At 73.6% G+C, this 12830-nt stretch carries 12 protein-coding genes; 8 read left to right on the top strand and 4 right to left on the bottom strand.

Annotated elements, in window-relative coordinates:
* The first annotated feature begins 73 nt into the window (after window positions 1-73).
* Together OG799_RS28170 and OG799_RS28165 are read left to right on the top strand one after the other, a co-directional pair.
* Window positions 74-553 carry a SigE family RNA polymerase sigma factor gene (locus OG799_RS28170; RefSeq protein WP_406039195.1) on the top strand — a complete coding sequence of 160 codons (480 nt, stop codon included), beginning with the start codon at window positions 74-76 and terminating at the stop codon, window positions 551-553.
* Between the two features lie 2 nt (window positions 554-555).
* Window positions 556-1614, top strand: a complete 1059-nt coding sequence (locus tag OG799_RS28165; protein ID WP_406039193.1) for an LCP family protein — start codon at window positions 556-558, stop codon at window positions 1612-1614.
* Window positions 1615-1617: 3 nt separating this feature from the next.
* Here OG799_RS28165 and OG799_RS28160 read toward each other — a convergent pair whose 3' ends face one another.
* Window positions 1618-1830 (bottom strand): hypothetical protein, encoded by a 213-nt coding sequence (locus tag OG799_RS28160; RefSeq protein WP_406039191.1) that lies wholly within the window; start codon window positions 1828-1830, stop codon window positions 1618-1620.
* A 136-nt stretch (window positions 1831-1966) separates the two neighbouring features.
* Between OG799_RS28160 and OG799_RS28155 the strand changes: the two genes are divergently transcribed.
* The gene (locus OG799_RS28155) at window positions 1967-2350 is read left to right on the top strand and encodes a phage holin family protein (RefSeq protein ID WP_406039189.1); all 384 of its coding nucleotides are present in this window, start codon (window positions 1967-1969) and stop codon (window positions 2348-2350) included.
* Between the two features lie 144 nt (window positions 2351-2494).
* The gene (gene fbaA, locus OG799_RS28150) at window positions 2495-3517 is read left to right on the top strand and encodes a class II fructose-bisphosphate aldolase (protein WP_406039187.1); all 1023 of its coding nucleotides are present in this window, start codon (window positions 2495-2497) and stop codon (window positions 3515-3517) included.
* A 51-nt stretch (window positions 3518-3568) separates the two neighbouring features.
* Here fbaA and OG799_RS28145 read toward each other — a convergent pair whose 3' ends face one another.
* Window positions 3569-4789 (bottom strand): LOG family protein, encoded by a 1221-nt coding sequence (locus OG799_RS28145; RefSeq protein WP_406039185.1) that lies wholly within the window; start codon window positions 4787-4789, stop codon window positions 3569-3571.
* Window positions 4790-5051: 262 nt separating this feature from the next.
* Here OG799_RS28145 and OG799_RS28140 point away from each other — a divergent pair, with 262 nt between their 5' ends.
* On the top strand, window positions 5052-5480 hold the full coding sequence (locus OG799_RS28140; protein WP_406039183.1) for a DUF3151 domain-containing protein: 429 nt from the start codon (window positions 5052-5054) through the stop codon (window positions 5478-5480).
* Between the two features lie 52 nt (window positions 5481-5532).
* Here the strand turns inward: OG799_RS28140 and OG799_RS28135 are convergent, their stop codons facing one another.
* Both OG799_RS28135 and OG799_RS28130 read right to left on the bottom strand, forming a co-directional pair.
* Window positions 5533-7668, bottom strand: a complete 2136-nt coding sequence (locus tag OG799_RS28135; protein WP_406039181.1) for a chromosome partitioning protein — start codon at window positions 7666-7668, stop codon at window positions 5533-5535.
* A 74-nt stretch (window positions 7669-7742) separates the two neighbouring features.
* Entirely contained in the window at window positions 7743-8744 is a 1002-nt protein-coding gene (locus OG799_RS28130; protein ID WP_406039179.1) for a hypothetical protein, read from the bottom strand.
* A gap of 124 nt (window positions 8745-8868) precedes the next feature.
* Between OG799_RS28130 and OG799_RS28125 the strand changes: the two genes are divergently transcribed.
* From OG799_RS28125 to purD, 3 genes are all read left to right on the top strand, one after another.
* A complete protein-coding gene (locus OG799_RS28125; RefSeq protein WP_406039177.1) occupies window positions 8869-10158 on the top strand; it encodes an adenylosuccinate synthase in 1290 nt (429 codons plus the stop codon).
* 199 nt (window positions 10159-10357) lie between these two features.
* Entirely contained in the window at window positions 10358-11266 is a 909-nt protein-coding gene (locus OG799_RS28120; protein WP_406039175.1) for a hypothetical protein, read from the top strand.
* A gap of 86 nt (window positions 11267-11352) precedes the next feature.
* Window positions 11353-12603, top strand: a complete 1251-nt coding sequence (gene purD, locus OG799_RS28115; RefSeq protein WP_406039173.1) for a phosphoribosylamine--glycine ligase — start codon at window positions 11353-11355, stop codon at window positions 12601-12603.
* The last annotated feature ends 227 nt before the right edge of the window (window positions 12604-12830 follow it).

The following is a 12830-nucleotide window of genomic DNA, read 5'->3' as shown; positions in this document are numbered from 1 at the left end:
CGGATGATCCTCGCCCTTCTGCAATGTTCCGCGGGCCCGTACCCGTCAACAGGGCGGGACACCGGGAGGTGCAGTGACGTACGAGGAGTTCGCCGACTCGCGGCTGGGCGCCCTGCTGCGGTACGCGGTCATGTTGACCGGCGATCAGCACCAGGCTCAGGACCTGGTGCAGGACACCATGGTCCGGGTCCAGTTGAACTGGCGGCGGGTGGCCCGGACCGACTCCCCGGAGCGGTACGTCCGCCGGATGCTCACGAACCAGTATGTCGACTGGCGGCGTGGGTCGTGGGCGCGCCGGGTGCTGCTGCGCGGCGAGCCGGACGAGGCCGTGCCCGCGCCGACCGACCACGCGCAGTCCGCGGTGGACCGGGACCAGGTGTGGTCCTGGCTGTCCCGGCTGCCTCGAAGGCAGCGGGCCACGCTGGTGCTGCGCTACTACGAGGACCTCCCGGACGCCGAGATCGCCGAGATCCTCGGCTGTGCCGTCGGCACCGTCCGGTCCTGCATCTCCCGGGCGCTGGCCACCCTCCGAGCCGAGTACGTGGAGGCCTGATCATGATCGAGGACGACCTGCGGGCCGCTTTCGCGCGGCACGAGACCCTGACCCCGCCCACCGGCCCGGTACGCGCCGCCATCGAGCGGTCGGTGGTCCGCCGCCGGCGCCGCCGGTTCCGGCTCCGGGTCGGCGGCACGGCGTTGGTGCTGATCGCGGCCGCCCTGGTCGGCGTGCCGGCGTTCACCCCGGACCGGCCGGCACCCGCGAATCTCCTGCTCGACCCCGCCCCGTCGAAGCCCACCGGGGCGCTGAACGTGCTGCTGGTCGGGGCGGACGGGCCGGCGGACCGGCCCTACCGGCTCGCCGACTCGGTGCTGCTCGTGCACGTCCCGGCGGACCGCAGCCGGCTCTACCTGGTCTCGCTCCCGCGCGACCTGGAGGTGTCCATCCCCGGCCACGGCAGGGACAAGCTCAACGCGGCCCTGTCCGTCGGCGCCGGCACGCCGCGCCCGGACCTGGCCCGCGGCTACGCGCTGATCCGCCGGGTGGTCTCCGACACGATCGGTGTACGGATCGACGCGGGCGCCGTGCTGACGTACCCGGTGCTGCGCAAGCTGGCCGACGCGGTCGGCGGCGTGCCGGTCTGCCTGCCGGCCGAGATCCGCTCCGCGCACACCCGCCGAGTGTTCCCCGCCGGCTGCCAGCAGCTCGACGGCGCCGCCTCGGTGGACCTGCTCCGCCAGCGCTACGGGCTGCCCGACGGCTCCCTGGATCGCGACCGCAACGCGCAGCGGTACGCGGCCGGGCTGCTCCGCCGGGTCGACGAGCGGGGTGTGCTGACGAACCCGGTGCTGCTCTCCAGGCTGCTCACCCAGGTCGGCACCGGCCTGGTGACCGAGACGGGCGAGACGTCGCTGCCGGCGCTGCTCGCGGTGGCCGCGCAGGGGACCGGCGCCCCGCCGGTCGCGGTGGTCCTGCCGGTCAAGTACGTCGAGAAGCCCAGCTACCGGTTCCGGCTCGACCCCACGCTGAGCCCGGGGTTCCTGACCGCGCTGCGGGACGACCGGCTCGGTGAGTGGACGGCGGCCCACCCGGACCGGGTGACCGGCCTGGGGTGAGGGTCAGCGGTAGTCGTCCTCGTCGCGGGCGACCACCCGGGCCTGCTCCATCGCGTCCCAGTCGTCGACCTCCAGGCCACGGTGCGGCTCGCTCTCGCCGTCACCGGGGTCGGTGGAGATCGCCTGCTCGACCGCGTCGGCCGGTTCCGCCTCCAGATCCCGTTCCTCGGGAGCGAGGTGGTCGCTCGGGGCGAAGTCCTCGTCGGGCTGACCCATCGTCCCTCCCTGGATCTCGGTGCGGACAGCTACCCACACACCGTACGGGCTGCGCGGGAAGCCTGCTCGGAGCCGTGCGGAACGGAGTCGGCGGATTGTCCCTCCGTACCGGGACCCCGGTGCCAGGATGGGGGGCGTGGGATTCCTGATCCGACTGGCGATCACCGCGATCGCGCTGTGGGTCACCACGTTCATCGTGCCCGGGGTCGAGGTGACCGGCCGGAACGGCGCGAGCACCGCGCTCACCCTGATCGCGGTGGCGCTCATCTTCGGCGTGGTCAACGCGGTCCTCAAGCCGGTCATCAAGGTGTTCGGTTGCGTGTTCTACCTGCTCACGCTGGGTCTGTTCGCGCTGGTCGTGAACGCGCTGCTGTTCCTGCTCACGGACTGGATCGCCCGCGGGCTGGACCTGCCGTTCCGGGTGGACGGTTTCTGGGCCGCCTTCTGGGGGGCGATCGTGATGGCGGCGGTGAGCTGGCTGATCAGCGTCGCGGTGCCGGACCGCCTGGCGGACCGGTGAGCGGAACCGGTGGGCAGGGCCCGGGTCGGTTGTGCCCGTCGCCGCCTTCTACGGGATACTGCCCGCGGTGGACAGCGCGGTCCGGCGCACCCAAGGAAGACAACGGCCGGCACGGCCGAGAGCGGTAAGTAAGGAGCGTTCGACATGCCCATCGCTTCCCCCGAGGCCTACGCGGAGATGCTGGACCGGGCCAAGGCCGGCCGGTTCGCGTACCCCGCGATCAACGTGACCTCCTCGCAGACGCTGAACGCGGCGCTCAAGGGCTTCGCCGACGCGGAGAGCGACGGCATCATCCAGGTCTCCACCGGTGGCGCGGAGTACCTCTCCGGCCCGTCGATCAAGGACATGGTCACCGGCGCGGTGGCGTTCGCCGCGTACGCGCACGAGGTCGCCAAGAAGTACCCGGTGAACATCGCGCTGCACACCGACCACTGCCCGAAGGACAAGCTGGACAAGTTCGTCCGTCCGCTGATGGCGATCTCCCAGGAGCGGGTGAAGCGCGGCGAGGAGCCGCTGTTCCAGTCGCACATGTGGGACGGCTCGGCGGTGCCGGTGGCGGAGAACCTGGAGATCGCCGCCCAGCTCCTCGACGAGGCCGCCAAGGGCAAGATCGTCCTCGAGATCGAGGTCGGCGTGGTCGGCGGCGAGGAGGACGGCGTCGAGAACGCCATCAACGAGAAGCTCTACACCACCGTCGAGGACGGCCTGGCCATGGTCGAGGCGCTCGGCCTGGGCGAGAAGGGCCGCTACATGGCGGCGCTGACCTTCGGCAACGTGCACGGCGTCTACAAGCCGGGCAACGTCAAGCTCCGCCCGGAGGTGCTCGACCACATCCAGATGGCGGTCGGCGCCAAGTACGGCAAGGAGAAGCCGCTCAGCCTGGTCTTCCACGGCGGCTCCGGCTCGCTGCTCTCGGAGATCCGGGAGGCGCTGGACTACGGCGTGGTGAAGATGAACATCGACACCGACACCCAGTACACCTTCACCCGGCCGGTCGCGGACCACATGTTCCGCAACTACGACGGCGTGCTGAAGGTCGACGGTGAGGTCGGCAACAAGAAGATGTACGACCCGCGGGTCTGGGGCAAGGCCGCCGAGGCCGGCATGGCCGCCCGCGTCGTGGAGGCCTGCGAGCACCTGCGCTCCACCGGCACCACGATGAAGTAACCAGCACGTACCCCGGAAGGGCCGGCTCCCGCGCGGGGCCGGCCCGCCGTGTCAGGTCGTCGTGGTCAGCACCCGGACCGCCTCGTGGACGTCGTCGGTCAGGTGCACGGTCGCCGCCAGGTCGCCGCCGTGCGAGCCGGCCAGCAGCGGCCGCAGCAGCGTCTCGACCGGCAGCTGCGTCGTCCAGTACGCCCGGTCGAGGAAGACGTACGCGCCGCTCGCCCCGTCGGTGCCGTAGTACGTCTTGGTGGCCGCCTGGAACACCTCCTGCACCGTCCCGGCCCGGCCGGGCGCGAAGACGATGCCACCGCGGGCCAGCCGCAGGATGGTGTCCTCCCGGATCGCGTTGGAGAAGTACTTGGCGATCCGCCCGGCGAACAGGTTCGCCGGCTCGTGCCCGTACAGCCAGGTGGGGATGGCGAGCCCGCCCGAGCGGGCCCACTCGGTGCCGGCGGCCGCCGCCGGGCGCTGGGCGGGCAGCGTCGGCCCGGGCGCGTACCGCCGGCGTACCGCCAGGGCGGCGGCGGTGTAGCGGTCGTGGTCGGTGAAGTCGGGGGCGGTGGCGAGCAGGTCGATCGCGGCGGTCAGCTCGTCGGCCGGCCGGGCGGCGAGGAACGCGCCCAGGTTGGCCGCCTCCATCACGCCCGGACCGCCGCCGGTCACCACCAGCCGGTCGGCCCGGGCCAGCTCCCAGCCCAGCACCGCCGCCATCCGGTACGCGGCGCTGCCGCGCGGCACCGCGTGCCCGCCCATCACCCCCACCACCGACTGCGGCCGGTGCGCCGCCAGCCACGCCCGGGTGGCGTCGGCCAGCGCGTTGTCCACGCCGTGGTCGTGCAGCCGCTGGCCGAGCGCCTCGCGGACGTCCGGCAGCGCCCCGCCGTGCGCGCGGAAGTGCTCGTACACCCGGGTGTCGTACATCCCGGCGAAGCCACCCTCGGCGAAACCGGCGGCCAGGTCGTCCGGGGTGTAGAGGTGAGACGGCTGGGTCGGGTAGGGCAGCCCGGAGAAGGGCGGCACCACGTTCGCGCCGCGCCGGACCAGGTCCGCGCCGACCTCCCGGCCGGCGAACCGGCAGCCCACGAAGAGGGTGCCGGTGACCTCGGTGCCGGTCAGGTCGGGCACCGGGTCGAGGTCGAGCCGGAGGCCCTGCACGGTCAACCCGGCGAGGCTGCCGCCGGCCAGCCGCCGGTCGAACTCGGCGCGGGTCTCGATCTCGTGGACGCTGGTGTCGTGCGGCTCGATGACGTCCGCGGGAGGTGGGGTCGGCACCAGGCCATCCTGCCCCGACCAGGCAACGCGGCAAACTTGGGCCGGACGGACAGGAGCCCGGCGGCCAGGCCGTCGGGCTCCTGCGTAACCGGGTCCTGGGGAGGCTCCGGACCATCAGTTGTAGTGGAAAAAGTCGCCGCCGGGCATGGGCCGCGGGTACGTGCGTGGCGGGCCGCAGGCGTGACGAAACCCTCATCCGTTCAGCCGACCGGGTCGCCGGACCCCCTCGCGCGCCCCCGGGCGAAGCGGGTTGAATGGGGCGATGCAGAACCTGTTGCCTGAGCCACCGGCCACCCTCCTGCCCGCGCACGAGGAGGCCGACGCCGCCCTGGCTGACGCCGCCGCGCAGGACACCGACGAGGCGTACGCCTCGGTGGCGGCCCGTTTCCCGACCCACAGCGCGGCCTGGGCGGCGCTCGCCGCCCGCGCCTTCGCCGCGGGCCAGGTCATCCCCGCGTACGCGTTCGCGCGCACCGGCTACCACCGCGGCCTGGACCAGCTACGCCGGAGCGGCTGGAAGGGCCACGGCCCGGTGCCCTGGTCGCACAAGCCCAACCGGGGCTTCCTGCGCTGCCTCTACGTGCTCTCCCGGGCCGCCGACGAGATCGGCGAGGCCGACGAGGCGGCCCGCTGCGCCCAGTTCCTCCGCGACTGCGACCCGGCCGCCGGGGACGCGCTGGCCAGCAACTGAGCCCGCGCCGACGGCCGGCCCGGAATCCGCTCGGGCCGGCCGTCGTGCCTGTTCAGAGGCCTTCGGCGACCGCGGCGGCGATCTTCAGCCAGGCGTCCCGGGTGGCTGAGGAGAGCTGCCCGTACCGGATCGGCTCCCCGGTGTCGATCAGCCGCTCGTACGGCGCGAGCAGCACCGCCCGGGTCCGGGCGGCGAAGTGCTCCTGGATCGCCGGCAGGTCGATCTCCTTGCGCGACGGCGGCATCGACACCACCGTCACCGCCTGCCGGACCAGCCGCTGCCGGCCGCTCTGCTCCAGGTGGTCGAGCATCCGGGCGGCCGTCTCCGCCGAGTCGTTCCGGGCCGACATCGTGACCACCAGTTGGTCGGTGGCGTCCATCGCGGCCTGCCAGTTCTGTGCCCGGACGTTGTTGCCGGTGTCCACGAAGATCAGCTTGTAGAAGCGGCTGACCACGTCGCGGATCTCGGCGAACGCGGCCGCGGTGAGCATCTCACCGCCGGTGGCCGACTCGTCCGAGGCGAGCACGTCGAACATCCCCTCGCCCTGCGAGCGGACGTACTGCGACAGGTCACCGACCCGGCCGTGCGCGCCCTGGAACTGGCCCAGGTCGCGCAGCATGTCCCGGACCGTACGGGAGTGGAAGTCCTGCTGCGCCCGCATCCCCAGGGTGCCCTGGGTCTCGTTGTTGTCCCAGGCCAGCACGTATCCACCGCGCTTCTGTCCGAACGTCATGGCGAGCAGCAGGATCGCCACCGTCTTGCCGGCGCCACCCTTGGGGTTGACCACCGTCACCTGCCGCAGCCCGCCGAAGTTGCGGCGGACCATCTCGATGTCGCGCTTGAGTTCCTGCTCGTGCCGCCCGGGCGCGAGCCGGACCAGGCCCACCTTGTTGACCACCGCCCGCACGCCCATGGTGGCCACCGGGTCCACCGGCCGGCCCTGACGGCGACGCGCGAAGTCCTCCGCGGTCGGGGTGGCGCCCGTCTCCGGCGTCCAGCCCGGGTCCGGGTACGCCGCCGGCGCCGGCTGCGGCGGAACCGGCTGCTGCTGCGGCTGCGGGCCCGGCTGGTGCGCTCCGGTCGCGGCCTGCGACGGCCAGGCCGGCGGGTACCAGCCGGGCGGGGCGGCCGGGGTCGGCCCGGGCGCCTGCGGCGGCGGGTACGCGAACGCGCCGGGATAGCCGGGCCGGCCGTACGCCGACGCCGGCGGGTACCCGGTGCCGTCGCCGTACGGCGGCACCGGTCCGGGTGCGGGCGGCTGCTGGTCGGGCCGGTGGATCGGTACGCCCGGCGCGGGCGGGAACGGCCCGAGCCGGGGCGGGGTGGGCTCCTCGCCGGTCTGCGCGGGCGCCTCGGCGGCCGGCGGGGCCGGCGGGGCTGGCGGGGCCGGCGGGGCCGGCGACGGAGCGGATGTGCCGTCGGCTGCGGCGGCCGTGGCCGGGACGGTCTCCGGCCGGTCCGTGCGGGGCGTGGGCGGCTCGGTCGGTGCGTTCGTCAGCCGCTGCGGAGGCTGTGCCCAGGGCGACTCACCCGGCTTCCGGGGCGGGGCCGTCGCCGCGGCGCCCTTGTCCCCGCTGGCAGGTTCACCCGGGCCGCCGGGCCCTGACCCGACAGGTCCGTCGGTCTCCAAGGTGGCGTCAGCGCGCGGGGTGGCGGGGTGCCCCGCCGCCTCCTGGCCGTCGGCCACCGGTTGCGGCGTCGCGTCGGGCTGGGTGGTCGCCAGTTGCGGGGTCACGTCGGGCTGGGTGGTCGCCGGGTCGCCGGGTCCGGTCCTCGGCGGTGTGGCCATCGCCGACTGGTCGAGGGTGAACGGCAGGTCCAGGTCGACCGCCGGCTGTGCCGCCCGGGGCCCCGGGACCCCGACATCGGGAGTCGGCCGGGGTTGGTCCGCGTCGGCCGGGGCGGCGGACTGCTGCGGCGCCCAGGTCGGAGCGGGTGGCCAGGCGCCCGCGCCGGGCGGCCCGCTCATCGCCCAACCCGCGGCCGCGGTTCCATCGGCGGGCGGCGCCGGCGGCGTGTCCCCGTTCGACGGGGTGGGCCAGGCGGAGGCGGCCGGTTGGGTTTGCACCGCCCACGGTTGGGCGGCGACCGGTTCGGTCGGGTCCGGCGGCCAGAGCGGTTCGATGTCCCGCTCGGGCACCGGCGGTTGGCCCGGCACGTGGGCCCGGTCGGCGTTCTCGTGCACCACGGTTCCTCCCCATTCCTCCCGCCGAGGATAGGCCGTCCGGGTTTCCCGGTGGCCCGCCCACGGATCGACGGGGGTCAGAGCGTCCAGACCGCCCAGGCGCCCGGCTCGGTCCACCAGGACCGCTTGCGGCTCAGCTCGCTCTCGACGCCGTCGTCGAGGAAGGGCACCTTCTCGTCGCGCGGGACGACCGCCACGGCCCGGCCCCGGGCCCGGCGCACCTCCAGCCGTACCCGCTTTCTGCCCAGCGCCGTGCGGGTCACCACGGGAACGGCCACCGCCACCTCGAGCCGGCCGTCGGTCGGGTCCGGGTCGGCCAGCAGCGCCACGTCGTCGAGGCGGGCGTAGCCGCCGGCGTTGCCCACCGCGCAGGCCATGATCGGCTCGTCGCCGTCGGAGAGGACGGCGTCGTCCACCTCGACCCGGGCCCGCCAGTGCAGCGGCCGGCCGGCGTCGTCGGCGGCGCCGAGCAGCGCGCCGTCCAGGGTCACCGAGCCGCCGTCGTTGCGGAGCAGGTCCAGCCGGCGGGCGCTGCCGTCCAGCACCGCCGCGGCCACCGCCGCGGGGTCGCGGGGCAGCCCGAGCTGCGCGGCCAGGTCGCGGTGCGTCCCGCTCCGGGCCGGATCCAGCGGCAGTACGCCGACCGTCGGCAGGTCCGGCACGGTCCGGTTCGCGGGCAGGTCGGCGGGTCGGCGACTGGGCGGCGGGGCGTACCGCCGGACCAGCCGGCGCACCACGGCGCGCAACTGTCCGTCACTGGCCGTGGCGACCACGAGCCGGGTCTTCGAATCCGGGTCCGGCCAGGTCAGGCCGTCGGAGCGGGGTGGGCCGTCAAGCCGGGCCAGCACCTCGTCGATCTCCGCATCCGAGCGGGCGGTGACCATCTCCACCCGGCCCCCCCGGGCGGTCAGGGCGTCCGCGCAGGCCAGCACCGGTACGCGCGGCGTCTCGCAGCGCTCCCCGGTCTTCTTCCCGGCGGCCTCGTCGACGGCACCACCGCAGCAGGCTCCACCGCTGCCGCAGCCCTCACCGGTAGCGTCCCGCTCCGAGCCGAGGGTGAGCAGCACCACGTCGTACACGGGTAGAGCCTCCTGCCTCTCGCCGCGACCCCTGCCAGCCGCGCCGTCACTACTTGTTAGCCTGACACCCCGGGCTCGCCAACCGGTCGCCACCTGGCACCCGAGCCTTCTGGAGGCGGAAAAGATGCCAGCGATCGTGCTTCTCGGCGCTCAGTGGGGCGACGAGGGCAAGGGCAAGGTTACCGACCTGCTGGGTGAGCGGGTCGACTACGTGGTGCGCTACTCCGGCGGAAACAACGCCGGCCACACGGTGATCACCCCGGACGGCCAGAAGTACGCGTTGCACCTGATGCCGTCGGGCGCGCTGTCGCCCAGCGCGATGATCATCATCGGCAACGGCGTGGTGGTCGACCCGAAGGTGCTGCTGCAGGAGATCGACGGCCTCGCCGAGCGGGGTGTGGACGTCTCCCGGCTGCGCATCTCCGGCGACGCGCACCTGATCATGCCGCACCACCGGGCGCTGGACCGGGTCGTCGAGCGCTACCTCGGCTCCGCCCGGATCGGCACCACCGGCCGCGGCATCGGCCCGGCGTACGGCGACAAGGTCGCCCGGATGGGCATCCGGCTGCAGGATCTGCTCGACCCGGGCATCCTGCGCAAGAAGCTGGAGTTGGCGCTGCGCGAGAAGAACCAGCTGCTGTTCAAGGTCTACAACCGCAAGGCGATCGACCTCGACGCGACGATCGAGGAGTACCTGGAGTACGCCGAGCGGCTCAAGCCGTACATCGCGGAGACCCGGGTGATGCTCTGGGACGCGCTGGACCGCGGCGAGACCGTGCTGCTCGAGGGTGCCCAGGCCACCATGCTCGACATGGACCACGGCACGTACCCGTTCGTCACCTCGTCGAACCCGACGGCCGGCGGGGCGTGCGTGGGCGCGGGCATCCCGCCGACGGCGATCACCAAGGTGATCGCGGTGAGCAAGGCGTACACCACCCGGGTGGGTGCGGGGCCGTTCCCGACCGAGCTCTTCGACGACAACGGCCAGCACCTGGTCAAGATCGGCCACGAGTACGGCACCACCACCGGCCGGGAGCGCCGCGCCGGCTGGTTCGACGCGGTCGTCGCCCGGTACGCGTCGCGCCTCAACGGCGTCACCGACCTGGTCGTCACCAAGCTCGACGTGCTCACCGGCCTGCCCAAGGTCCCGATCTGCGTCGCCTACGAGATCAACGGCAAGCGGGTCGACGACATGCCGATGACCCAGACCGACTTCCACCACGCCACCCCCATCTACGAAGAGCTCGACGGCTGGTGGGAAGACATCACCAAGGCCAGAACCGAGGAAGAGCTCCCCGAAAACGCGAGACGCTACATCGCCAGGATCGAAGAACTCACCGGCACCCGCGTAAGCGTGGTGGGCGTGGGCCCCGGCCGCGAAGAAAACGTCCTCCGCCACCCCCTCCTCCCCTAACGACCCACCCCGGGCCTCCGCGTTGATCATGAAGTTATTGGTGTGACACGCCGGTAGCGCCGGCAATAACTTCATGATCGACCGGAGCGTGAGGCCCGGTTGTCCACAGCGGTGCGGGTGGTTGTCCACAGGGGGTTTCGCCGGGGTTCGGTGGGGTGGATCGTCGGCGGGTGTGGATGCTCTCGCGATCGTGCGTCGGGTGGCCGCCACCCGCGACGGTGTGGTGACGTTGGCGCAGGCGCGTGCTGCCGGTTTCAGCGTGCACGACGTGCATCGGTTTTGCCGGGCCGGGCGCTGGCGGGCGATCGCCCGGGGCGGCTACCTCGTCGACGCCGATCTCTATGACGGTGTTCCTCGGCGGGCACGCATCCGGGCCGCGGTGGCTTCGTTCGGTCCGGGGGCGGCTGTGGTGCTCGGCACGGCAGCGGAGCTGTACGGGATCGAAGGGCTAAGCGGCAGTGATGCAATCCATCTCTCCGTGCCCGGGCCGGCTGCGCGCCCGGCCCGGGCGGCCCACCCCGAAGTGGTGGTCCATCAGCTGCTCATCGCGCCGGTCCAGTTCGGGCGGGTGGCCGGCATCATGGCCACCGATCCGCTGCGCACTGTCTCCGATCTCCTCCTTCGCGAGGATCGGTACACCGCGGTCTCCCTGCTTGATTCCGCGCTGAATCGAGGGCTGGTTTCCACCGCTGGACTGGAGCGGGTGCCGTCGCTGCTCAGAGGCCGACGAGGCGCGGTGGCCGCCCGGGGATATCTCGCGGAGGCGAACGGTCTCGCGCAGTCCCCGCTGGAGACGCGCACCCGGCTGCGCTGCGTCGACGGGAAGGTCCCACCGGACGCCCTGCAACTGGAGGTCCGCGACCACGACGGCTACCTGGTGGGCATCGGCGACATGGGCTGGCGTGTCGCACGGATCATCGCCGAGGCCGACGGTCGCGCTCCACACGGCAACCCGGCCGACCTCTTCACCGACCGCCACCGCCAGAACCGCCTGCTCAACGCCGGCTGGACCGTCCTCCGCTTCACCTGGTCCGACACCCTCCGCCCCGACTACATCCCGTGGGTCGTCCGCGAGGCCATCGCCGCCGCCAACCAGTGTCGATCATGAAGCTGTTACCCGTGGCAACGCGGCGTTTCGGGACAACAACTTCATGATCAACGGGGGCGGGGGTGGGGTCAGTAGGATGCGGGGTCGTGCGGGTTCTTCTTGTGGGTGGTGGCGGGCGGGAGCATGCGCTCGCGCTCGGGTTGGCAGCCGATCCGTCCGTCGAGGTGTTGATCGCGGCGCCGGGGAATCCGGGGATCGCCGGGGTGGCGGACCTTCGGTCGGTCGACGCGGCCGATCCGGCGGCCGTGGCGGGACTCGCCGTGGAGGTCGGGGCCGACCTGGTGGTGGTCGGGCCGGAGGCGCCGCTGGTGGCGGGGGCCGCCGACGCGGTACGCGCCAAGGGCATCGCCGCGTTCGGACCGTCGGCGGAGGCGGCCCGGCTGGAGGGTTCCAAGGCGTTCGCGAAGGACGTCATGCTCGCCGCCGGTGTGCCGACCGCCCGCGCCTTCACCTGCGCCGACGCCGTGAGCGTCGGCCGGGCGTTGGACGAGTTCGGCCCGCCGTACGTGGTGAAGAACGACGGGCTGGCCGCCGGCAAGGGCGTCGTCGTCACCGACGACCGGGCCGCCGCGCTGAAGCACGCCGAGGAGTGCGGCCGGGTGGTGGTCGAGGAGTACCTCGCCGGCCCCGAGGTCTCGCTCTTCGTGGTCACCGACGGCGAGGCGGCGTTGCCGCTGCTGCCCGCGCAGGACTTCAAGCGGGTCGGCGACGGCGACTCCGGGCCGAACACCGGCGGCATGGGGGCGTACGCGCCGCTGCCCTGGGCGCCGCCCGGCCTGGTCGACGAGGTGATGCGCGACGTCGTGCACCCCACGCTGGCCGAGATGCGCCGCCGGGGCACGCCGTTCGCCGGGCTGCTCTACGTCGGGCTGGCGATCACCGCCGCCGGGCCGCGGGTGATCGAGTTCAACGCCCGGTTCGGCGACCCGGAGACCCAGGTCGTGCTGGCGCTGCTGGAGACGCCGCTCGCCGGGCTGCTGCACGCCGCCGCCACCGGCACGCTCGCCGCGCACCCGCCGCTGCGCTGGCGGGACGGGGCCGCGGTCACCGTGGTCGTGGCCGCCGACGGCTACCCGGCCGCGCCGCGTACCGGCGATGTGATCACCGGCGCGGACCGTGCGGGGGTCATCCACGCCGGCACCGCCCGCCGGGCCTCCGACGGCGCGTTGCTCTCCGCCGGCGGCCGGGTCCTCTGCGGTACGGCCACCGGCCCCGACCTGGCCGCCGCGCGGGACGCCGCCTACGCCCTGGTACGCGGCATCGAGCTGGCCGGCTCACACCACCGTACCGACATCGCCGCCGCCGCGGTGGCGGGCCGGATCACCCTGCCGCACTGACCCGGGCGTCCGCGACTGCGCCGCCCGCCGGTCCGGCGCCGGTCGCGACCGCGCTGGCCCGACACGCCGGCGCCAGCCACCACCCTCGGCCGGGGCGCTCGGTGACGGGCCGCGGCCGGCCGGTCAGGCCGCCGCGAACCAGCCGTTCGGCGGCCGTCCGGCGTTGACACCCCGTGCCACGATCAACCCTGCCGGTCAGGGGTGAGGCCCCCACCGGAAACGGGGAA

This window comes from Micromonospora sp. NBC_00898 (genome assembly GCF_045207895.1).
In the GTDB taxonomy this organism is placed as follows: Bacteria; Actinomycetota; Actinomycetes; order Mycobacteriales; family Micromonosporaceae; genus Micromonospora.
Note: the sequence above shows the minus strand (reverse complement) of the source record. Positions and strands in the feature narration are given on the sequence as shown.

Coding starts and splice junctions, on each gene's coding strand:
- OG799_RS28165 (WP_406039193.1), top strand. CDS start 556: ATGATCGAGGACGACCTGCGGGCCGCTTTCGCGCGGCACGAGACCCTG.
- OG799_RS28140 (WP_406039183.1), top strand. CDS start 5,052: ATGCAGAACCTGTTGCCTGAGCCACCGGCCACCCTCCTGCCCGCGCAC.
- OG799_RS28160 (WP_406039191.1), bottom strand. CDS start 1,830: ATGGGTCAGCCCGACGAGGACTTCGCCCCGAGCGACCACCTCGCTCCC.
- fbaA (WP_406039187.1), top strand. CDS start 2,495: ATGCCCATCGCTTCCCCCGAGGCCTACGCGGAGATGCTGGACCGGGCC.
- OG799_RS28125 (WP_406039177.1), top strand. CDS start 8,869: ATGCCAGCGATCGTGCTTCTCGGCGCTCAGTGGGGCGACGAGGGCAAG.